Origin of the sequence: Bacillus sp. FSL H8-0516 (genome assembly GCF_038635285.1) — a bacterium.
Lineage (GTDB): Bacteria > Bacillota > Bacilli > Bacillales > Bacillaceae > Bacillus > Bacillus safensis.
Genome location: NZ_CP152051.1, coordinates 524,948 through 546,021, shown reverse-complemented (window position 1 = coordinate 546,021; position 21,074 = coordinate 524,948). Strand labels below are relative to the sequence as shown.

20 protein-coding genes and 7 tRNA genes are annotated in these 21,074 nt (G+C 41.4%); 2 read left to right on the top strand and 25 right to left on the bottom strand.

Going from position 1 to position 21,074, the window contains the following annotated elements; genetic code table 11:
• Positions 1-30: 30 nt before the first annotated feature.
• From MHB67_RS02650 to MHB67_RS02635, 4 genes are all read right to left on the bottom strand, one after another.
• Positions 31-1,644 (bottom strand): PPC domain-containing protein, encoded by a 1,614-nt coding sequence (locus MHB67_RS02650; RefSeq protein ID WP_240503411.1) that lies wholly within the window; start codon positions 1,642-1,644, stop codon positions 31-33.
• A gap of 333 nt (positions 1,645-1,977) precedes the next feature.
• Positions 1,978-2,181 (bottom strand): cold shock protein CspC, encoded by a 204-nt coding sequence (gene cspC, locus MHB67_RS02645; RefSeq protein ID WP_008346765.1) that lies wholly within the window; start codon positions 2,179-2,181, stop codon positions 1,978-1,980.
• A 223-nt stretch (positions 2,182-2,404) separates the two neighbouring features.
• Positions 2,405-2,917: a GrpB family protein gene (locus MHB67_RS02640; RefSeq protein ID WP_008346767.1), complete on the bottom strand. Its 513-nt coding sequence runs from the start codon at positions 2,915-2,917 to the stop codon at positions 2,405-2,407.
• Between the two features lie 200 nt (positions 2,918-3,117).
• Positions 3,118-3,912: an alpha/beta hydrolase gene (locus MHB67_RS02635; protein WP_073203978.1), complete on the bottom strand. Its 795-nt coding sequence runs from the start codon at positions 3,910-3,912 to the stop codon at positions 3,118-3,120.
• A 385-nt stretch (positions 3,913-4,297) separates the two neighbouring features.
• On the opposite strand from MHB67_RS02635, the gene MHB67_RS02630 reads away from it, so the two are divergent.
• Positions 4,298-5,194, top strand: a complete 897-nt coding sequence (locus MHB67_RS02630) for a DUF2935 domain-containing protein (protein ID WP_044335098.1) — start codon at positions 4,298-4,300, stop codon at positions 5,192-5,194.
• Positions 5,195-6,466: 1,272 nt separating this feature from the next.
• Here MHB67_RS02630 and MHB67_RS02625 read toward each other — a convergent pair.
• The 13 genes from MHB67_RS02625 to MHB67_RS02565 form a co-directional block, all read right to left on the bottom strand.
• Positions 6,467-6,550, bottom strand: a tRNA-Leu gene (locus MHB67_RS02625).
• A 48-nt stretch (positions 6,551-6,598) separates the two neighbouring features.
• Positions 6,599-6,681: transfer RNA gene (locus tag MHB67_RS02620), tRNA-Leu, on the bottom strand.
• A gap of 7 nt (positions 6,682-6,688) precedes the next feature.
• Positions 6,689-6,764 (bottom strand) — tRNA-Lys (locus tag MHB67_RS02615).
• A gap of 31 nt (positions 6,765-6,795) precedes the next feature.
• Positions 6,796-6,870, bottom strand: a tRNA-Gln gene (locus MHB67_RS02610).
• A 20-nt stretch (positions 6,871-6,890) separates the two neighbouring features.
• Positions 6,891-6,962, bottom strand: a tRNA-Glu gene (locus tag MHB67_RS02605).
• 9 nt (positions 6,963-6,971) lie between these two features.
• Positions 6,972-7,062: transfer RNA gene (locus MHB67_RS02600), tRNA-Ser, on the bottom strand.
• 4 nt (positions 7,063-7,066) lie between these two features.
• Positions 7,067-7,141, bottom strand: a tRNA-Asn gene (locus tag MHB67_RS02595).
• Between the two features lie 223 nt (positions 7,142-7,364).
• Positions 7,365-9,212, bottom strand: a complete 1,848-nt coding sequence (locus tag MHB67_RS02590; protein WP_073203975.1) for a sigma-54-dependent Fis family transcriptional regulator — start codon at positions 9,210-9,212, stop codon at positions 7,365-7,367.
• A gap of 103 nt (positions 9,213-9,315) precedes the next feature.
• Positions 9,316-10,695 (bottom strand): dihydrolipoyl dehydrogenase, encoded by a 1,380-nt coding sequence (gene lpdA / locus MHB67_RS02585; RefSeq protein ID WP_122631444.1) that lies wholly within the window; start codon positions 10,693-10,695, stop codon positions 9,316-9,318.
• A gap of 16 nt (positions 10,696-10,711) precedes the next feature.
• A complete protein-coding gene (locus MHB67_RS02580; RefSeq protein ID WP_122631445.1) occupies positions 10,712-11,842 on the bottom strand; it encodes a dihydrolipoamide acetyltransferase family protein in 1,131 nt (376 codons plus the stop codon).
• 17 nt (positions 11,843-11,859) lie between these two features.
• Complete coding sequence (locus MHB67_RS02575) at positions 11,860-12,897, bottom strand: alpha-ketoacid dehydrogenase subunit beta (RefSeq protein WP_008346887.1); 1,038 nt, start codon at positions 12,895-12,897, stop codon at positions 11,860-11,862.
• Positions 12,898-12,916: 19 nt separating this feature from the next.
• Complete coding sequence (locus tag MHB67_RS02570; protein ID WP_073203964.1) at positions 12,917-13,894, bottom strand: thiamine pyrophosphate-dependent dehydrogenase E1 component subunit alpha; 978 nt, start codon at positions 13,892-13,894, stop codon at positions 12,917-12,919.
• A 199-nt stretch (positions 13,895-14,093) separates the two neighbouring features.
• Positions 14,094-14,567 carry a SprT family protein gene (locus MHB67_RS02565; RefSeq protein ID WP_073203962.1) on the bottom strand — a complete coding sequence of 158 codons (474 nt, stop codon included), beginning with the start codon at positions 14,565-14,567 and terminating at the stop codon, positions 14,094-14,096.
• A gap of 99 nt (positions 14,568-14,666) precedes the next feature.
• On the opposite strand from MHB67_RS02565, the gene cmpA reads away from it, so the two are divergent.
• Positions 14,667-14,801, top strand: a complete 135-nt coding sequence (cmpA, locus tag MHB67_RS02560; RefSeq protein WP_008346893.1) for a cortex morphogenetic protein CmpA — start codon at positions 14,667-14,669, stop codon at positions 14,799-14,801.
• 19 nt (positions 14,802-14,820) lie between these two features.
• Here cmpA and MHB67_RS02555 read toward each other — a convergent pair whose 3' ends face one another.
• From MHB67_RS02555 to rsbS, 8 genes are all read right to left on the bottom strand, one after another.
• Positions 14,821-16,980 carry a Tex family protein gene (locus MHB67_RS02555; RefSeq protein WP_103132681.1) on the bottom strand — a complete coding sequence of 720 codons (2,160 nt, stop codon included), beginning with the start codon at positions 16,978-16,980 and terminating at the stop codon, positions 14,821-14,823.
• Between the two features lie 76 nt (positions 16,981-17,056).
• Positions 17,057-17,656: a PP2C family serine/threonine-protein phosphatase gene (locus tag MHB67_RS02550; protein WP_024425395.1), complete on the bottom strand. Its 600-nt coding sequence runs from the start codon at positions 17,654-17,656 to the stop codon at positions 17,057-17,059.
• The gene (gene sigB, locus MHB67_RS02545) at positions 17,656-18,444 is read right to left on the bottom strand and encodes an RNA polymerase sigma factor SigB (RefSeq protein WP_024425394.1); all 789 of its coding nucleotides are present in this window, start codon (positions 18,442-18,444) and stop codon (positions 17,656-17,658) included. Before sigB ends, MHB67_RS02550 begins: the two co-directional genes overlap by 1 nt.
• Positions 18,410-18,898 (bottom strand): anti-sigma B factor RsbW, encoded by a 489-nt coding sequence (rsbW, locus tag MHB67_RS02540; RefSeq protein ID WP_024425393.1) that lies wholly within the window; start codon positions 18,896-18,898, stop codon positions 18,410-18,412. Before rsbW ends, sigB begins: the two co-directional genes overlap by 35 nt.
• Positions 18,895-19,224, bottom strand: coding sequence for an anti-sigma factor antagonist (locus tag MHB67_RS02535; RefSeq protein ID WP_024425392.1), 330 nt, complete (start codon positions 19,222-19,224; stop codon positions 18,895-18,897). Before MHB67_RS02535 ends, rsbW begins: the two co-directional genes overlap by 4 nt.
• 59 nt (positions 19,225-19,283) lie before the next feature.
• Positions 19,284-20,291 carry a PP2C family protein-serine/threonine phosphatase gene (locus MHB67_RS02530; protein ID WP_024425391.1) on the bottom strand — a complete coding sequence of 336 codons (1,008 nt, stop codon included), beginning with the start codon at positions 20,289-20,291 and terminating at the stop codon, positions 19,284-19,286.
• 10 nt (positions 20,292-20,301) lie between these two features.
• On the bottom strand, positions 20,302-20,703 hold the full coding sequence (locus tag MHB67_RS02525) for an anti-sigma regulatory factor (RefSeq protein WP_073203956.1): 402 nt from the start codon (positions 20,701-20,703) through the stop codon (positions 20,302-20,304).
• A 2-nt stretch (positions 20,704-20,705) separates the two neighbouring features.
• On the bottom strand, positions 20,706-21,074 hold the full coding sequence (gene rsbS / locus MHB67_RS02520) for an RsbT antagonist protein RsbS (protein ID WP_003214235.1): 369 nt from the start codon (positions 21,072-21,074) through the stop codon (positions 20,706-20,708).

Here is a 21,074-nt window from a genome sequence, read left to right as displayed (position 1 = left end):
ATATCTCCTTAAGTTGTCTTACATAGTCCACTAATAAACCTTTACCACTTTAGATTTGCTCTTATTTCCGGCAGCATCCTTTAAATAAACGGTTATCAATGCATTTTTCTTCTGTTTTTTTATTTTCACTTTAAATTGTCCATTTTTATTTAATTTTGCAGTTCCTAACTTCTTGTTTTTATGATAAACGTACACTGTAGCATATTTTTCACCTTTACCTGTTATAACCGTTGTATTTTTTGTGATTTTATTAACACTTGGTATAGCGGGAGGCGTTCTATCTAACACTTTTATTGTTTTACTGCCACTTCTCGCTCCATTAGAATCTACTAAATACACAGTGATTAAAGTTCCAGCTTTTTGTTTAGGAATTTTGATTGAATATTTCCCTTTTTTTGCATTTGTAGAGCCTAATTTTTTTTGACCAATATATGCGAAAACTTTGGCATTCGTTTCCGCATTACCTACGATATTTGTTGATTGATCAGTTACTGTGTTTATGCTTGGTGTTTTATCTGGATAAGATGCTTTTAAACGATATGTTTGACTGGATACACCATCCCAATGTCTAGGCTCAACAACAATATAGTATTTGCCCTTTTTTAGATTTAAATCAATAACTGGACTTGTCCCAAAGATATCAGGTAAATATTCCCTAGTGATTTCATTACCGTTCTTGTCGTATAAAGCGATAGAGGCTCCTTCTGTTATTTTATCTAGATTAATCTTTACTTTTCCATCTTTCACTGTTGAAAATTGATATACGTCTCTATCCAAATCCGATTCGTGCTTTGATTTGTAATATTGATTTGAGATGAGCGGAATTGCTGTTTCAAACGTGTCGTTTGGTTCGTAAGTATTTAAATCTCTTTTAAAAGAACCTGGATACGTCACTTTAAGTCGGTACTTAGCATTTGATATTCCTTCCCAATTAGAAGTGTATGGTTTTATTTTGACATAATAGGTTCCTTTTTTTATATTTTCGTGAATGACAATATTCTCTCCAGCATTCCACGTATAGTCAGATACAATTTCATTTTTGTTCTCATTATAGACAGTGACTTCTAATTCAGATGTTTCCTGATCTAAAGTAAGATATAACTCACCATCTTTGTTGGAAGTGAACTGATAAACATCCTTATCAATTTCACTATCAATCGTTGATTTATAATAGGTACCATTAGATACCTTCATGCTTGTTTGAAAAGTGTCGTTTGGTTCAAAGGTTGTTAAATTACGCTTAAAAGCACCTGGATATGTCGCCTTTAGTTGATATGTACCTTTAGTTACGCCTTCCCATTCACTGGGCATAACTTCAATATAATAATTCCCTTTTTTCAATTTATTATCGATAACCAGAGTTTCACCAGGAAATGAAGATTCATTAGAATCTATCTTATTCCCTTTCGAATCATATAGAGTAATACTAAAAGAGGCAGATGCCTTATCTAGCCTGATGTATACTTCTCCATCAGCATTCGTTGTAAAATTGTATCGGTTCATTGAACTTTTGGATTTCAATTCTCCATTTATGGAGACTCCAGATGACATGTTCACCTCTTCTGCACTTACGAATAAAACAAAAGAAAAACTGAAGATAAATATAAAAACAAAAGATCCCAAAATACGTTTCAATATATTCACCACATTTCCAATTTTTATAGAAAGAACATAATGATTTTACCATATTCCACTCCGGAAAAATATTCATTTAATTGATTAATAAGTAAATTATGACTTCATTTCAATCTTTCTTAATAACAGAATGACTGAACAGTCCGCTTTATAAAGAAAATAAAAGAAATTAATTTATGGAAATTCCGCATATTGTCAATCCAGTATGTTATACTAAACTAACCTTTGAAGCATGAAATTTTTACGAATACCTTGTACCATCTCCCTACTTGTACGTTGAGTAGGGTTTTTTCATGCAAAAAAAACAGGCTCTCCGTAGAGAACCTGTTTTAAGAATGAAGATTAAGCAATTTTTTGAACGTTAGCAGCTTGAGCTCCACGAGAACCTTGCTCTACGTCAAATGATACTTTTTGACCTTCGTCTAAAGATTTGAATCCGTCGCCTTGGATAGCTGAGAAATGTACGAATACATCGTCGCCTTCTTCACGTTCGATAAATCCAAAACCTTTTTCTGCGTTAAACCATTTTACTGTACCTTGTTCCATGATTGTTGCCTCCTCGTGCGTTTACCACACAATGTATTATACTATCCTTGCCCAAAGTACCCTCAAGACGAAAAGTCAATCTTCATACTATCCTTTACGCCGAACAAAAATAATTACTTTTCATTATAGCATGAATCGGTAATAATTGCAATTTGTTGATTAGAAAGAAGAAACTCTTCTTTGCAGCGATTTTTCTTGTGCATAAAATCAATTTTTTCAGCACCTAAAGAGAACCTTTATCTAAAATCGACTTAACAAATTCTGTTTTTCCCTCTGCATATTTGTGTTTGTCATTTTTATTTACATTTGCTAGGTTAAGTTTAAGCTGTTGGTACTCACTTCTTGCTAGTTCGTTACTTCTCAGGTAATCCCTAAAATTTATTTGTTCGAGTAGATATCTATTGCCCGTTTGATACATATGGATTTGATGTGTACGTGGTTCTCCTTTACTGAAATAGTGTCTTTCAGGTAACACATTGATCCCTCTATAAGAATAACCCAGCCCTTGCAAAGCTGTTACGCACTGTTCTCCGTCAAGAAAATGATTGATTTCGATCGCTATATCAATAATGGGTTTCGCACTCAAACCATTTACTGCTGTACTTCCTATATGGTGGACATTCACTATGTACTGACCGATAACTTCTACTATTCGTTTCTTTTCCATATCAAATTCTTTGACCCATTCAGCAAACCAAGGAACTAAAAAAACTTCCCCTCTTGGTAATCCAAGCATTTACTCAACCCCACTTTATGATTTTGTTGTTTATATGGAAATTTTCATTATACGTCACATTGGTAGAGATTTCGTCGGATTTAACAATATTCCCTTTTAAAAGGTATTAGTATGATTGGACTGCATTATATAAAAATATTATTCTCAAACAAAAAGTCCACTCACTTAAAATGAGTGGACTTTCATCTAGATAAAACTTGCTAAGCATTTTCCAACTCAATTCTATTTAACCAATTATGGACTAATGAGTTAAATACATCGGGTTGTTCAATCTGCAGGTTGTGACCAGCCATATCAAGCACCGCAAAAGTGGCTCTTGGATAATCTTTGATGAGCCGCCATGCATCATGGTATCCGACTACATTGTCCTGACGCCCTGTGATAATGAGCGTAGGATACTTAAGTTCAGTTGAAATATCGAAGGTAAAACCATAACCATTTTGATGAATGTTGTTGATGAAGTCATGATTTGTTTGTTTAGAAGGAAGTAAAATTTCATCTCGAAACCTCTCCCATTCCGTTTTTCCTTGCACAACTATCATAGAGCAAAATTCATCTGCCTCCTCTGAAGACAATTGCGATATAAAGCTGCTGTCACTTTTTAAAACAGTCGCCTCTGGTACGACTCTTTCATCGAATTCTGGTATAGTCATTGGCGCCACGAGCAGTAATCCACGAACAGTTTCCTGACGTGAACGAACGATACCTCTGGCTATGTACCCTCCATATGAATAACCACAAACAATAAACTGTTCATCAGGGATAATCTCGTCCAAAAGACGCAATATCGCTTCTAGCATATCATCAGAGTTTTGGATAGACGAATGTGGCTTTGAACGTCCCATACCTGGTAAATCTATGTAAATTCTCTTCCAACCGCTTCGTTTTTCGAATACCGGTTCCAATGCATGTAACATTACTTGATGGTCAAGTGTCCAACCATGCAATATCACGATAGGATGCCCTTCTCCAATGACTTTATGGTAAATTGACATGTATTTATTTCCCCTTTCCTACTCTTCAATATTTTATCACAATTTTAGAAAAATTCTTTTTTCACTGAACTTGTTATCATCCTAAACTGTCATATATAACTGTTCAAACTAATAGAAAGCACAAAAAAACCAAAGGTCTACAACCCTTGGTATAATTGATGCGGCCGAGAGGACTTGAACCTCCACGGGTTATTCACCCACTAGGCCCTCAACTTTGTGCACCGATACCAATCTTCCTTTCATTGAACTCTCTAAATTCCGTTTTCACCTTTTCTTTCCCATTCACATAAACCCGAATTTAAAAGTCTTTATTTTCCACCACCCCACATACTTAGATTCAATACCTCATATATTTCTAGAAAAGTATAAGTTATAGGGGGATGACATGAACAATCAATTTCTAGATCAGGAGTATCAATCGAATAATCCTATGTTGGAACCACCAGAAAGATTAGCAGCACCATCTGAATCCTTAACAGAACAAACATTTATTGAACGTTCATTAATTGAAAATAAGTTCTGGCTGAGAATTATGAAAGAACATGCTTTATTTCTTGGTGAAGGTTTTAATCGTAAAGATAAACAGTTTATCCAACAAACAGACCGTTTTCATTATTATTTTGAACAACAAGAACAACGAGCCTATAAAACGCCTAACAATGTTCAAGCTGTACGTAAACTGAATGAAGATAGTATTGATCTAGCATATGGTTTTCGAAATTTCAAAAGAAATTTACTTATATTGATTATTAACTGCAAGGTTTCAGGGTTTAACTTTCCATTGCTGGTTGATCATATTGCTCGTGAAGCAGAATATTTCGTGCGAACACTTCAAAAATTTAACAAAGGCATACTTGACCCTATTCAAGACGCCATTATTAGTGAAAATGTTTTCTGGCTGAGAATTATGATGGAACATTCTAGATTTATTGCCTCACTATTAGACCAATCCGAACGTAAACTTGTTCATAAAGCCAGTGAATTTGGAGATAATTTCGAGGTTTTGCTTAATCAGGCTAGAGATGTTGAATCCATGTTGTTTAGAAAAAAACCAACATACCCTATTATTGCTAAACTCAATGATGATAGCGAGGACGCTACGACAGAGCTTAGAAACTTCAAAAAAGCAGGATTAGAGATGATTAAATCATGTCAAATTAAAAATGTGATCAATCCTCTACTAGCAGATCATGTTTTGCGTGAAGCAAATCACTTTCTATATATGACAGATGTATTAGAAAAGCGTTTAAAAGAAAAACAATCTATGGAATCTTCTTATTAAGCCTTTCATTTCAATGAAGGCATTTTTTTATTGATCCGTCTTCCCCGACTGCATGATCAATAAATTAGGCGAATACCCTTATCAAAAAATGATCTAGGTGCATAACCTACTCCTAAAAGACATTTAATAAAAGGAGTTTAGATATGTATTATTATTTTGATCCGTATTATCCCTATAATTTTAGACAACAACCTGATTTGAGTCAGGCAAATCAAAAAATGCGTAGCCTTCTATCTACCATTCAACATATCCCTGTACACTCATCCTCTTTCCAAAGCTCGATGGCTACCGTAGTGAAACATCTGCAAGTTGTCAGCAAAGCACTTGCTCTTGGATGCGGTATGAGTTCAGAATTCTGATTCCTTCCAGATACTTGGGGATTACGTGAGCTTCATATTGTACACGCGAAATACCTTACTCCATTGAGTTATCACGTTTATTCTGCCTTAGGTGCAGCTGAGCTTCTTGCCACAGGACAAGGTCGAGCTCCTCATTTTGCTCTTATGATTGGCTGTATGAATTCAATACTTCGCCTATGGTCAAACTTTCCTGCAGCGATAGCTGACCTTCGAAGAGCAGCCGGTCAACAATATGCATCTTCAGTAGACGAGGCAGAAAGACTACTAAGTCCAATGGTTCCATCCACACAACAGGCATTATCCATCAGTCAATCTACAGTTAGTCCGGTTATTTGGCAGGCTACCTTACAAGCTACACATTTAGCTCGGGAAGTACGGCAGATTGTTTCACAATCAGTGAGCCAGGGATCTTCATATTAATCAGTCGATACGATATGAAATTTCCATGAAATCAACCTTTGCCAATTAAAATGCTTGTATGTAGTCTTTAAAAATAAAAGCTGATCTTAAAAAGGTATCCTTGTGCTGCGGTACCTTTTTTATTTCGAGTCCTCATGAAGTTGCCACTACATTTTTATACCACACTGTAAAAAAAACCGACTGATCTAAACAGGAGCATCCCTCCTACCAGAAACAAAACAAAAAAGAACAGATTATCTGACTGAGGAAGCTTAGTGAAATTGGCGCTTCAATGGGGGATACGTGCATCTATTCGGACAGCAATAGATACGGTACTTATTACCAAACAAACAAAAACCTATGGCTGAGAAATTAGATGACATTATCTAAAAAATATCAAATACAACCAAAATAAGCCCACTTATATAAAGTAGGCTGGAACATTTTGGGCATTCATCTGAAACCCTATAAAAAAATAAAAAAACCAAAGGTCTACAACCTTTGGTTTCTTAGATGCGGCCGAGAGGACTTGAACCTCCACGGGTTATTCACCCACTAGGCCCTCAACCTAGCGCGTCTGCCATTCCGCCACGACCGCGTGTATGATGTGCTCATATATTCATAAGTGCACTGTTTGGAAAAACAATGCGGGTGAAGGGACTTGAACCCCCACGTCATAAAGACACTAGATCCTAAGTCTAGCGCGTCTGCCAATTCCGCCACACCCGCGTGACAATGGTGAGCCATGAAGGACTCGAACCTTCGACCCTCTGATTAAAAGTCAGATGCTCTACCAACTGAGCTAATGGCTCATCTGCTATGCAGAAAAACATATATAAAAAATGGCTGGGCTAGCTGGATTCGAACCAACGCATGACGGAGTCAAAGTCCGTTGCCTTACCGCTTGGCTATAGCCCAACGAATCAAAAAACAAAACATGACCCGTACGGGATTCGAACCCGTGTTACCGCCGTGAAAGGGCGGTGTCTTAACCGCTTGACCAACGGGCCATACAATAATGGCGGAGAAGGAGGGATTTGAACCCTCGCGCCGCTCGCGCGACCTACACCCTTAGCAGGGGCGCCTCTTCAGCCACTTGAGTACTTCTCCATTATGGCTCCGCAGGTAGGACTCGAACCTACGACCGATCGGTTAACAGCCGATAGCTCTACCACTGAGCTACTGCGGAATAATAAGACATGTTTCATTATATCTATGCCAGAAAAATGTGTCAAGAATTTTTAAGTGTTTCATTCCTGTCTCATTAGCGACGGCTTTTATAATTTAACATATACTAATATAACAGTCAAGCCTTTCTTCCTTCCTTTTTGTTTTCTGTTTAGACATGCCAGAAAGACCCCGACCTCTAATTGAAAGACCAAGGTCTCCTTGCTGCTGCGCTCCCTATGAGTTCATGACAGCTTATACTTCCGCATCCACTTATAAAAGGTGCTTCTTGGCACCTCTGCCAGCCTCGCTGCTTCTGTCACATGACCTTTCGTTTTATGCAGTGCGTCTATCACCGTTTGCTTTTGAATGCGTTCCCTTAGCGTGAGTTCTTTTGGATTCTCGGTATACTCTGGTAGATGGAGCTTCTGCTTTTTCTGATCCATCGTCTCTAATACCTCCGCATATTGCGATTCACCAATCCATCCTCCTTTAGGAAACAGTACCCTTATATGTTCAAACAGATTAAAAAGCTCTCGTATGTTTCCAGGCCAATGGTACGCTTCTAGTTTACGAAAAAATGATTCAGGAAATGTCGCATTCCATTGGTGTTTCTTTTGGTAATAACGATATAAATCAACAATGTCTTCTTTTCTTTCTCTAAGCGGCGGGATGTTGATTGGATAAACATGAAGACGGTAATACAAATCTTCACGTATTTTTCCTTCTTTCAGCAGTTCGTTCATATTCCGATGTGTCGCTGTAATGATTCTAATATCCAAAGGGATTTCGTGTGTCCCGCCGAGCGGTACGACTTTCCTTTCTTCAATGACCCTAAGAAGCGCCACTTGCATCGCATAAGGGATTTCGCCAATTTCGTCTAAAAAGAGCGTTCCTTTTTGCGCCTGTTCAAATTTCCCCTTTGCTCCATGACGTTTTGCCCCTGTAAAAGCACCTTCAGCATAACCAAATAGTTCGCTTTCTAACAGGCTTTCAGGTATGGCTCCACAATTCACGGCAATAAACGGTCCTTTATGTCTTTCACTAGCTAAATGAATCGCTCGAGCGGCCAGTTCTTTCCCTGTACCTGTTTCTCCCCAAATATAGACATTTGCATCTGTTTGTGCCGCTCGTTTCAATTCGCTGAGCGTCTGCTGAAATGCCGTACTTGTTCCAGATTCCCCGGGAAATTGAGCAAAAGAAACGGTTATATTGCTCTTCGCTGCTTCTTCAAGAGAAAAAGACATCCCAAGCAGCTTTCCGTCTTGTTCTGACTGAATGATCTGCTTGTCCCGTGTAACAAATGTATCGTCCATGAGCAGCTCAACATCCATTCCGTACCAGTCTGAAAACCGGTCTCTAATCGGCTTACTTGCCAAAACAATCTGCTTTTTCTCATTACAGACAACATACGGCTCGTCCGCTTCTACCTGCTGGAGACAATGACTGATCAGCTCCATCTCTTTCCTTTTTTGCTGGACCTGAATTTCTCTCTCTATGGCATATGCAACTGTTGAAGCCATTCCAAGCGTAAAAGGATGACTTTGATCCGCCATACAGGAGATATCAATGACTCCTATGATCGTGCCGTCTGCATCACGAATAGGGGCCGCTGAACAACTCCAATGGTGGGAAGCGACTGAAAAATGCTCAGTTCCGTTGATCGCTACGGCTTCCCCAATGACCAGTGCCGTTCCAATAGCGTTCGTTCCCACATCGGCTTCGGTCCAGCGCGCGCCCTCCATAAAATTTATTTTTTTCGCTTCTACCAGCGTCCTTTGGCTTCCTGTCAGACTTAGCACATAACCATCTGCATCGATAAGTAATGCCATCATGTCCGATTCTTTTAATTGCTGACTGATTTTATTTAAGTAAGGAAGAGCTGCATTTAGGAATAGTGAGTACTTCTTTTTTTGAACACTGAATAACTCCTTTTCTAACAACGACTGTCCTTTATCTAAATACGGGTTCACATTTGCCTGTTTACATCTGTGCCATGACTCCATCACTCTCTTATCCAGACGAGACCTATCAAGCAAACCTTCATGAACAAAACGTTTCCAAGTATTTAAATAACAAGGCGTCGGATTCATTCCATCCTCTCCTCTGGGGGCTTTTTATCCATTATAGATAATTATAAAAGCGCTTTCAATTATTGGCTGACCCAGGAAGTCATTCGGATAGAAAGTTTCTCTATCAGCAGTGCACCGCTCGCCCATTTGTTTGCAGCAAGGCTTCGTGTATCGCCTCAGAGAGTGTCGGATGTGCCGCAATAAACTGCTCTAATGTATCAGCTGTCAACTCTGTATGCATCATCACCGCCGCTTGTCCAATCAGTTCTGTTGCATTCGGCCCGATGATGGATACACCTAAAATTTCTTGATATTGCGGTTCGACAATGACCTTTACTTGACCAGCTGGCTGATTTAAAATTAGTGCTTTTCCATTTGCAGAGAATGCAAATGTCCCTATCCGAATCTCCCCATATTGTTTTCTAGCACTCTCTTCATTTAAACCGACACTCGCGATTTCTGGAGACGTATAGATGCACCTTGGAATCACTTGTTCATTGACCTTTACATCTTCACCTGATGCATGTGATGCCGCAATCGTTCCTTCATGAAAAGCAGCATGAGCAAGCTGAACGCCGCCTGTCACATCACCGCACGCATAGATATGCGGGAGATTGGTTTGCATATGTTCATTCACGCAGATGCCGTTCCTGTCAAATTCAATGCCGATCTGCTCAAGATTCAGCTCTCCCAGCCTCGGCTTTCTGCCAATGGCGACTAAACAATGATCAGACTGGATGTCACAGCGCTCCCCATGATCCTTCTCAATGACCACTTTTTTTGAAATTGCATCAAGCTGTTTGACTGCAGTTGATGTCAAAATCTCCACACCTGCTTTTTGAAGCTGATCGTGAAGACATTTAGCCGTATCGTGATCTTCTTCAGGTAAAATGTGTGCTGCCTGTTCCACCATGACAACCTTTGATCCCATTCGGCTAAAGATGCTTGCAAACTCACAGCCGATCACCCCTCCACCAATGATACAAAGCGAATCTGGTATTGAAGGGAGCGTCATCGCATCCTTACTATCAATGATCCACTCTCTGTCAAATGGGGCGAAAGGTAAAGCAGCAGGTTCTGATCCTGAAGCAATAATGATTTGTTTTGCCTGGATGATTTCAGATTTCCCTTCACTTTCTATCAATAGCTCATGTGCTGAAAGAAATGATGCCTTCCCATTTAACACGCTGATTTTGTTTTTATTCATCAAATAACGAACGCCATCAGTCAGCTGCTTGACGACTGACCGCTTCCGCTTTTGAATGGCATCCCAATGAATGACAGGCTCCTTCTCTGGAAGCTCAATTCCAAAGTGTCCAGCTGATTTCACATGCTCGTACATATCAGCGCTTTGCAAAAGTGCTTTCGTTGGAATACAGCCTTCATTCAGGCAGGTACCTCCTAACAGGCCTTGGTCGATTAGTACAACCTCTCTGTCAAAACGGGCGGCTGTTATTGCCGCCACATATCCTGCTGGCCCGCCTCCTATAATGACAAGCGTCATTCATTTCACCTTCTTCCTATAAAAGAATGGATACTGGATTTTCTAAATACGCTTTAACAGTTGATAAAAATTGTGATGCCGGCGCCCCGTCCAGCACGCGATGGTCAAATGTCAGACTGAGTGGCAGGATCGTCCCTTTACATAATTCATTCCCATGATATACAGGCATGTGATCCGCTTTGCCAACGCCAAGAATACCTGTTTCCGGCGGATTCAAAATCGGTGTAAAATGTTCCACACCATAGGCGCCTAGGTTAGTGATGGTAAAGGTAGAGCCTTCAATTTCATCGTGGAGAAGTCTGCCTTCACGTGCTTTTTTGCCATACGATTTGATGCTCTTCGCCAGCTCAATAAGTGAAAGTTTTTCCGCGTGCCGAATAACAGGCACTGCCAGACCGTGATCTAAAGCAGCAGCGATTCCAAGATGAACATACTCAAAAGTTTCGACTCTATCATTCTGATATTGACTGTTCATTGCAGGATGCTCTAGCAGGGAAAGAACTACTGCTTTGGCTACAAAATCGGTCAGGGTTAATTTCATATCGTGTCGTGCTGCGGCTGTTTCGTTCAACTCAGACTGTAATGCTGTCAGCTTTGTCACATTCGCTTTCATCGTTATTGTTAATTGTGCGCTTGTTTGCAGGCTTTCCATCATTCGCGAAGCAATGGTTTTCCGCATCATGCTGACTGGCTGATGCTTTGGTTCATTTTGTTGGTTTTCTTTTTCATCAGGAAGTGCCCGAAGCACATCCGCTTTCGTGATTCTCCCATCTGGACCTGTTCCCACTAGTGTATGAATATCCAGATTAGCGCTTTGAGCAATCTTACGTGCCACAGGGGAGATTTTCTTTCTCTCTTTCCTTTGTTTTGGCGGCAGGTCTTTTTCTTTCTTTTCCTCGACCTGTTCATTTCCTTCACCGATATAGCAGATGACCGTGCCAGGCGGTACACCTTCTCCCTCAGGCACTTTTATATCCAATATGGTTCCTTCTGCAGGTGATTCGATCTCCATTTCAATTTTTTCAGAGTTGATGCTTGCAATGCTTTCCCCTTTATTTACGGTTTCTCCGACCTCTTTATTCCAGACAGATACCGTTCCTTCTTTCATTGACATGCCCAATTTCGGCATCACAACCTCGACAGCCATCTCCCTCTCTCCTTTCTTTAGTTCAAGATCTTGTCATGACTCTTTCCAACCATCTCTAATACGGTGTTCACAACCTTATCAGGTGTCGGCAAATAGATATCTTCAAGCGGTGGTGAAAACGGAACCGGTGTATGAGGAGCCGTCACTTTTTTGATTGGAGCGTCAAGTAAATCGAATCCTTTATCCGCCACCAGAGAAGAAATATCTGCGGCAATTCCGCACCTTGGATTTGCTTCATCTACAATGACAAGCCGATTTGTTTTTTCTACTGAAGTTAGAATGGCCTCTTCATCGAGCGGTGACAAGCTTCTTGGATCAATCACCTCTGCTTCAATTCCTTGGGCAGCTAATTGCTCGGCCGCTTCGAGTGCGGTATGAACTTGTTTGCCTACTGCAAAAATGGTCACATCTGAGCCTTCTCTTTTCACATCTGCTTTGCCAAGCGGCAGCGTGTAGTATCGCTCTGGAACATCTCCTGTGATATTGTAAAGCGTTTTGTCTTCAAAAAAGATGACAGGGTCCTGATCCTCGATGGCTGCCAGCAGCAATCCTTTGGCATCGTATGGTGAGGAAGGCACCACTACTTTCAATCCAGGGATGCTTGTAAATAGCGCATACAAGCTTTGCGAATGCTGAGCAGCTGCTCTAAAACCCGCCCCATGTGTCGTTCTGATCGTGATCGGTACCTCTGCTTTTCCGCCAAACATATATCGGAATTTTGCTCCTTGATTCAGCACTTGATCCAGACAGGTGCCGATAAAATCATTAAACATGAGTTCTGCAATTGGTCTTAGCCCTGTGGAAGCTGCTGCCATGGCCGCACCTACATAGCCAGCTTCACTAATCGGTGTGTCAAGAACTCGCTCACGTCCAAACTCCTGAACGATTCCTTTCGTTACACCAAGCACACCGCCCCATGCTTCATCATCTTGTAAGTGATCGACATGAGCACCTCCAGCAACATCTTCCCCCATTAAAATGACATCCTCATCTCTTCTCATGGCAAGTTTAATCGCTTCATTTAATGCACTAGACATGCTGATTTCTCTTGTCATTTTCCTCTCCCCCTTTGATTTATTGATACGAAACATACACGTCGGTCAATAATTCGGCCTGATCTGGATATTCACTTTCTTCACTGAATGTAACGGCTTCATCTATCGCTTCTGCTACAGCCGCTTCAATATTTGATAGCTCCCCATTCGTCAGCAGCTGCTGCTTGATCAATTCATTTTTAAAAAGAGCGATCGCATCTCTCTCTTCTTGGTGTTCTGCTTTTTCTTGATTGGTTTTGTAACGCTGGGCGTCTCCTTCGAAATGGCCATAATTTCGATATGTCATGCATTCTATCAATGTCGGACCTTCTCCATTTTTTGCTCGTTCAATTGCTTGCTCTGCGGCTTGATAAACGGCCATCACATCTTTTCCATCTACTTGAATCCCAGGAATGTCATAACCGGCGGCTCGATCTACGATTGATTTGCAGCTTGAAGCATAAGAAAATGGTGTCGCCTCCCCGTACCCATTGTTTTCTGCAATGAAAATGACGGGCAGTTTCCAGATGGCCGCGAGATTGATTCCTTCGTGGAAAGTCCCTTGATTGTTTGCACCATCCCCAAAAAAGCAAACGCTTACATTTTCTGTCTTTTTATATTTAGCTGTGAGGGCTGCCCCGCACGCAAGAGGAAAGCCCCCTCCAACAATTCCGTTAGCACCAAGCATTCCTTTATCAAAATCTGCAATGTGCATGGATCCGCCTTTGCCTTTACAGAGACCTGTTGCTTTCCCATAGATTTCTGCCATCATTCCTTTTAGATCACAGCCCTTCGCTATACAGTGGCCGTGGCCCCGGTGTGTACTTGTAATACTGTCTTTTTCATTCAGATGAGCACAGACTCCTACGGCAACAGCTTCTTCGCCAGCATAAAGATGGACAAACCCCGGCAAGATTCCTTTTGTAAAAAGCGTGTGCACTCGGTCTTCAAATTGGCGGATTTCCTGCATCTTTTGATACATCCATACGGCTTTTTCTTTAGTCAATGCCATTTCCATTTAGTAAAACCTCCTATCTTTTTTGCTTGCACTTCTATACAAGCAAAAATCGTGCCAACATGACGACGCATGAACACTTAGGTTTTGAACGAATCATACCGATAAAAAAAGAGACAAAATGAGACATGCGTCTCTTTTTGTCTCAATATGTCCACACATCTATAGAAACAAAAAAAGCATCCCCATAGAGGAATGCTTTTCACAATGAATTGGTTGTGCGCAGCCACTTTAATTTCCCTTTGCAGACGCCGCATACATAACGAGAGGTATCAAACCGTCTTTTCCTTATAAAAGACCGGCCGCATCCTGTGCAAATATATTCATGGCGTTTCTCCGCACGGCGCTTATTTTGTATGGTTTTTAGCGGTGTACAAAAACGCGGGGCTCCTACTTGTTTTAATAACGCTTTAAAATCACGGTCACGGTGCTGATAGCCCTTTCCCTCAAGGTGCAGATGATAATGACACAGCTCATGCTTGATGATCCCGATTAATTCTTCTCGTCCATGCTCCTCTAGGTATCGGCGGTTCAGTTCGATGTTGTGTGTACCAAGTAAATATCGTCCGCCTGTCGTTTTTAGACGGTCATTAAAAACAGCCTGATGGCGGAATGCCTTGCCAAAGAACTGCTGGGAAATGTGCTCTGTTAACTGCTGTAACTCTCTCTCGTTCAATCAAGATCGTTCCTTTCTATAAAAACCTCGAACGGGACAATTTCCCCTATGCATACATTGAAGGTACATCCACTGTTTCGATCAAAGGAGGAATGGGCGATGCCCAACTGGCTGAAAAATCAGATGCAGAAGGCATTTTATGAGAAAAATCATTATCAAATCAAATTGCTGAATCAATGCTGGTACTTTTATAGAAAAAAACATTCAGTCACATCAAGGCACACCCCATCCTAAGGTGCGCCTCGTTTTTTTGTTACTCTGGTTTCAGCATGGAGAGGGCAACGCGGCCTTTTGTCTGGTCAACGGAGTCCACCCATACGGTCACAATGTCACCAACTGATACAACGTCAAGCGGATGCTTCACAAAACGATTGCTTAGCTTGGAAATATGCACAAGCCCATCCTGCTTTACACCAATATCAATGAATGCACCGAAGTCCACAACGTTTCTCACCGTTCCTTGCAGCTCCATTCCTTGCTTCAAGTCTTCCAATTTCAACACATCTGTTTTGAGCAGCGGTTTTGGCACTTCATCCCGCGGATCACGCTCAGGTCTTGTCAGCTGATCAATGATATCTTGAAGTGTAATTGTCCCAATGTTCAGCTGCTGGGCTGCATCGTCCAGTTTCACTTCAGCAATTTTCTCTTTTAACTGCTCTGTGCCAAGATCGTCTGGTGTCATGTTGATCATGCGTAAAAACTGTTTTGTTTCTTTATAGCTCTCAGGGTGAATGCCTGTACGGTCAAGCGGATCTTGTCCATCTGTAATGCGAAGGAAACCGATACACTGCTCATATGTCTTAGCACCGAGCCTTGGGATATCCTTCAATTCTTTTCTGCTTGTGAATCTCCCAATCTCTTCGCGTCGTTTAATGATATTCCCTGCGACGGCTTTTGAAAGGCCTGATACATATTGCAGCAGCGCCTGTGAGGCGGTATTGACGTTTACACCAACTTGGTTGACGACTGTTTCTACCACAAAGGTTAATGAGCTGTTTAATTGCTTCTGGCTGACATCATGCTGGTACTGGCCCACACCGACAGACTTCGGATCAATTTTCACAAGTTCTGCTAAAGGATCTTGTAATCTTCTAGCGATTGAGATGGCGCTTCGCTCTTCGACTTGCAGATCTGGAAACTCTTCTCGTGCCAGCGCTGATGCGGAGTAAACACTTGCACCAGCTTCATTCACGATCAAATAAGACACCGGCTGATCTAGCTCTTGAATCAAGTCTGCAATGAATTGTTCTGTCTCTCTTGAGGCTGTTCCGTTTCCAATCGCAATGACTTCGATGTTTGATGATTGAATGATCTCTTTGACTTTTTGTTTCGCTTCCGCTTTTTTCTGCACGGGCGGATGCGGGTAAATGACGCCAATATGATGGACTTTGCCTGTATCATCCACGACAGCTAATTTACAGCCTGTCCGAAATGCGGGATCGACTCCAAGTACACGCTTCCCTTTCATAGGCGGCTGAAGCAGCAGTTTTCTTAAGTTTTCAGCAAAAATATGAATCGCTTGTTCCTCTGCTTTTTCAGTCAGCTCTTTTCGTATTTCTCGTTCGATGGAAGGCTGAATGAGGCGTTTATACGCATCATCGATTGCCGCTTCAATAAACGGTCTCGCCGTCGTCTGTTTGCCTTTTAGAACTTGTTTGTCGAGATAGAAACGAATATTTTCAGCAGGGGGTTCGATGGCTGCCTTTAAAATGCCCTCTTTCTCACCGCGGTTGACCGCTAGTACACGGTGCGGAACAATCTTTTTGATTGGCTCTTGATAATCGTAATACATTTCATAGACGTTTTTCTCATCGCTTTCGACGTCTTTTCCTGATGTGACCAGACTGCCCTTTTGGTACGTTTCACTGCGAATCCATTTTCGCATATCAGGATCATCTGCCAGCTGTTCAGCAATGATGTGCTGCGCACCCTCAAGTGCCTCTTCTACATTTGCCACTTCTTTTTCTTCGTTAATAAAAGTAGCTGCTTTCTTCTCGATCTGATCGCTTGGCAGCGTGAGTAAATATTCCGCCAGCGGCTCCAGCCCTTTTGCTTTGGCTACATTCGCCTTTGTTTTGCGCTTTTGTTTGAATGGCCGGTATAAATCTTCGACCTCTTGCAGTTTATGAGCTTGTTCAATTTTCTGTTTTAATTCATCAGTCAGTTTGTCTTGTTCAGCAATTAAGCGAATGACTTCTTCTTTTCGGTTCGTGACATTTTGGATATATGTATAGCGCTCTGAAATGGTTTGAATTTGCACCTCATCCAGTGAGCCTGTCTGCTCTTTCCGATAACGGGCAATAAACGGGACGGTGTTGCCATCCTCTAAAAGCTTGATCACACTTTCAATTTGTTTTGTTGAAAGCTTTAATTCTGTCGCAATTTGTTTCAATAAAAAGTCAGATGTCTTCATACTTTGCATCCTCTCACTGTGTCTTCTCTTTTAGTGTATCAAAAAAACCGGCAAAACAGAAAAAAGGTCAGCTATTTTACGTAAGCTGACCAAGTACATAGGTGAGATCGTCCTTTTTGTCTTGTGTGTATGTTTCAAGCTGTTTGGCGATGTCTTCAACTGAATGTCCATGCTTTAAACACATGCGCATGTTTGGCACATTCAGTCCGTCTGAATACATAATGAATATCGATCCTTTTTCGTAGGAATAGGTGTATGTTTTATATTTTCTAGGTTTCCCTGATAAGTATCCTGATGTCGGAAATGGATAAATATAATCGCCAGAAGGTGCATTCAAGATAAACCGAATATTACCAACCGAACAATAGGTAAATTGCTGCTGGGAAAAATTCACCTTTAATATGGCCACAGTGGCCCCGCGTTTATTTTTCATAGCCTGATTGCATCTGTCGATGAGGGCCGCCACATCCTCATGTCCATATTCTTCGACAATTTCGCTGACTAAAGAAGATGATTCATTGGCGTACTGGCCGCTGCCTAATCCGTCTGCTACAGCACAAATTAGTTCTTCATCATCTGCTTTAATAAAAAAACTGTCCCCGCAACATGACTTCCCTTCTTTATTCGATTGATAGATAATGGCGTTTACATGCTCATGCTGTTCAATCTGCTTCATTACCCTAGCTCCATAGACGCATCTTCTGATAATGCATCTCGCAGTTTTTTCACTGCCTTCCGCTGCAGTCTCGATACATGCATTTGGGATATACCAAGTAAATCGCCTGTCTCTTTCTGACTCTTATTTTGCAAGTAAGTCAGATTGATAATCTCTTTTTCTCTATCCGACAGCACATGAAGCACACTCTCAAGCATCAATTTTTGGTTCACACGTTCGTAGCCCTCTTCCTGTGAGCCGACAACGTCTAAAATCGTCACAGTACTTCCTTCAGAATCAGCCTCTACGCCTTGGTCAACAGACAGTGCTTGATAGCTTTTGCCCATCTCCATGGTTTCAAGTACTTCTTCTTCTGTTACATCTAAGTATTCTGCAATTTCTTGGACTTTAGGTGATTTCTGTGTCTCTGTTGTCAAATGATCAACTGCCATTTTGATTCTCGGTCCAAGCTCTTTAATCCGCCTTGGTACATGGACACTCCATGTCTTATCTCGTAAAAAGCGTTTGATTTCCCCGATGATGGTTGGAATGGCAAAGGCTTCAAATGATTTACCGACGAGCGGGTCGTATCGTTTAATAGCGCCAAGTAAACCTATCATTCCAACTTGTCTAAGGTCCTCATGAAAGCTTTTTCCTTTAGAATATTTTTTCGCCAGCATATCAACCAAGTTTGTATAGCATTCGACCAGCGTGAGCTGCGCCTGCTCGTCTTGATTGGTTTGATAGCTTTGGATGAGGCGGTCTACTTCATCTTTAGTTAGTTTCATAGTTTTGGATGGTTGTGTCATGGTCAACTCGCTCCCTGTTTAAAAACTTTGTCATCGCTACGGTAACTCCGGAGTTTGCTTGCACCTCGACTTCATCCATCAATGTTTGCATTAAGTATAAACCAAGACCTCCTTCTGCCAATTGATCCACCGTATGAGCAGATGTGTACGGTCCGAGGTCTTCCTGTTTTTGCTTAAAGTCAAAGCTACCGCCTTTGTCAGCGACAATGATTTCTAGACGATCCTCGTAGACAAGAAAGCGAACAGCCACCTCTCCATCTTCGCCGTCTTCACCTTTGTAGGCATGCTGAACTGCATTTGTACAGGCCTCACTGACGGCAATTTTTAAGTCCTCAATCTCTTCATAGGCATAGCCCATCCGGCTCGCTACGCCTGACAGAGTCAAACGAATGATGCCTACATATTCTGGTTTCGCCGGTATTTTCATCTCGATTAGATCTACTGATTCGTTCATTGTACCCCACCCTCTGACTTTGCAGAAATGTCAATGATGTCCTTTAATCCAGTGATTTCAAACAACCTTACAAGCCGTTCTGACAAGTTCTCAAGCTTTAATGTGCCACCTGCTTTTTGAGCCGCTTTAAACAGCCCAACGAATACACCTAAACCTGTACTATCCATATACGTAACATCCTTCAGACAGATTTCAAGATGCTCTCCCGCCTCAGCTTTAGGCATGAGCGTTTCTCTTAGCTCAGGAGCGGAGTACACATCAATTTCTCCGCTGACACTGATTTTCGTTTTTTGATCTATTTGATGCTCTTTTACAGACATATTCATTATGCATTCACCTCGAAATTCTTGTTTCCTAAAGTTTTATATACCCGCATGTTCACTTTCTAAACCTTTCTTTTGAGAACAAGTAAAGTAAAGTCATCGTGCAGCTGAAAATCCTGCAGTTTGAGTAAGCTGGCGTAGATGGCATCCACCATTTCTTGAGCTGAGTAGGATAGGTGCTCAGATATGAGTGTTTTGATGTCCTCCCGCTCTAAGAAACCATCCTCTGACTTGGATTCTGTGACCCCATCAGAGAATAAGATCACCATGTCTCCTGCGTCCAAATGCTTCTCGTACTGTCTGTAGTCAAAGTCTGGTGCGATCCCAAGGACAAGCCCTTTTGCATCTAAATCGTAAAATGTGTTCTCTTTTTTGCAATAGAAAAAGCCCGGCTCATGACCAGCCGATGCGTATTTAAACTCATGCGTTTCTTTATTATAGCTGCCATAGAACATTGTGATAAACATACTTGGGTCTACGTTTTGCTCGACTACACGATTCAGGGTTTTCAGCACCTTTGTTGGGCCGCTCCCTGACTCTGGCAAGGAATCCATCGCATATTTAATCATCGACATACAGAGCGCAGCCGGGATTCCCTTTCCAATGACATCTGCGATCGCGATATTGATTGTATCGTGATCCGTCACGAAGTGGTAATAATCTCCACTCATCTGTTTTGCCGGTACACTAATCGCACCAATATCAAAGGTATCTCCTTCTGGAATTTTCGTTTCCAAAAGGGTTTGCTGAACATTTGCAGCAATTTCGATTTCAGATTTTATTTCTTGCTGGATGCCTCTGAGTGTTAAATGTTCTTGGTAGGCAAGTCCGTACCCAATCATGACTTCAATTAAGAAGTCTAGTGAATGAAAAACATCTTCCGGCAAATCAGGGTAAAGCTCCTGAATCACTTTTCGGTGAACACTCACTATTTCTTCAGGAGGTATTTGATGCTCAATGGTTTTACGGCTAAATTTTTGAGCTTGATAAAGCGATGTTTCAGTTAAATCACTGATATAACGACTGAGCAGCTGATGGTACCGCTGCTCCATTACCTCCTTAAAATCCATGGTTTCCCTCCTAGCGAAGCCACTTAACAGCTTGTATCTCCGTTCCTTGTTCTGGTGTAGAATCTAATTTAAATTCATCCATCAGTCGTCTGACGCCCGGAAGACCTGCTCCGAGTCCGCCTGATGTTGAAAATCCGTCTTCCATTACTTTACGTATATCCATGATACCTGGCCCCTCATCGGCTGCGATGACTTTGAGTCCACGCTTTCCGCGCTCCATCACTTCATCTATACAAATCTGACCTTTACCAGCGTATAAATAAATGTTTCGAGCTAATTCTGAAATGGCCGTCGTAATTCTTGCTTGGTCAACTGTTCCAAATCCAAGTTCTTTTGCAACATTCCGCCCCAATTGTCTTGCTGCGACTATGTCCCATTCCGTCAATATTCTTACACAGGATTGGTCTTTCATATCTATTCCCCCAATTCCCGCTTCAGTGTCTCAAGCCCTTGTTCAAGATCTAGTGCTGTCTGAATTTCTTCAAGCGATATTCCAAGTTCAATCAGCGTCACAGCGACTGCCGGCTGTATTCCTGTTAATACAACTTTTGCCCCCATGAGCTTGGACATCGTGATCACATCACCTAATACCTTTGCAATAAAGGAATCAATCATGTCAACGGATGTGAGGTCAATGACAACACCGTTTGCTCCTGTTTCATGAATTTTATTCAGCAAGTCTTCTTGAAAGTGGAGAGCTGTTTGATCATCAAGCTCCCACTGTATCGAAATCAGAAGACAGTTATATAGTTTTAAGATTGGAATCTTCGGGTGATTTCTCAC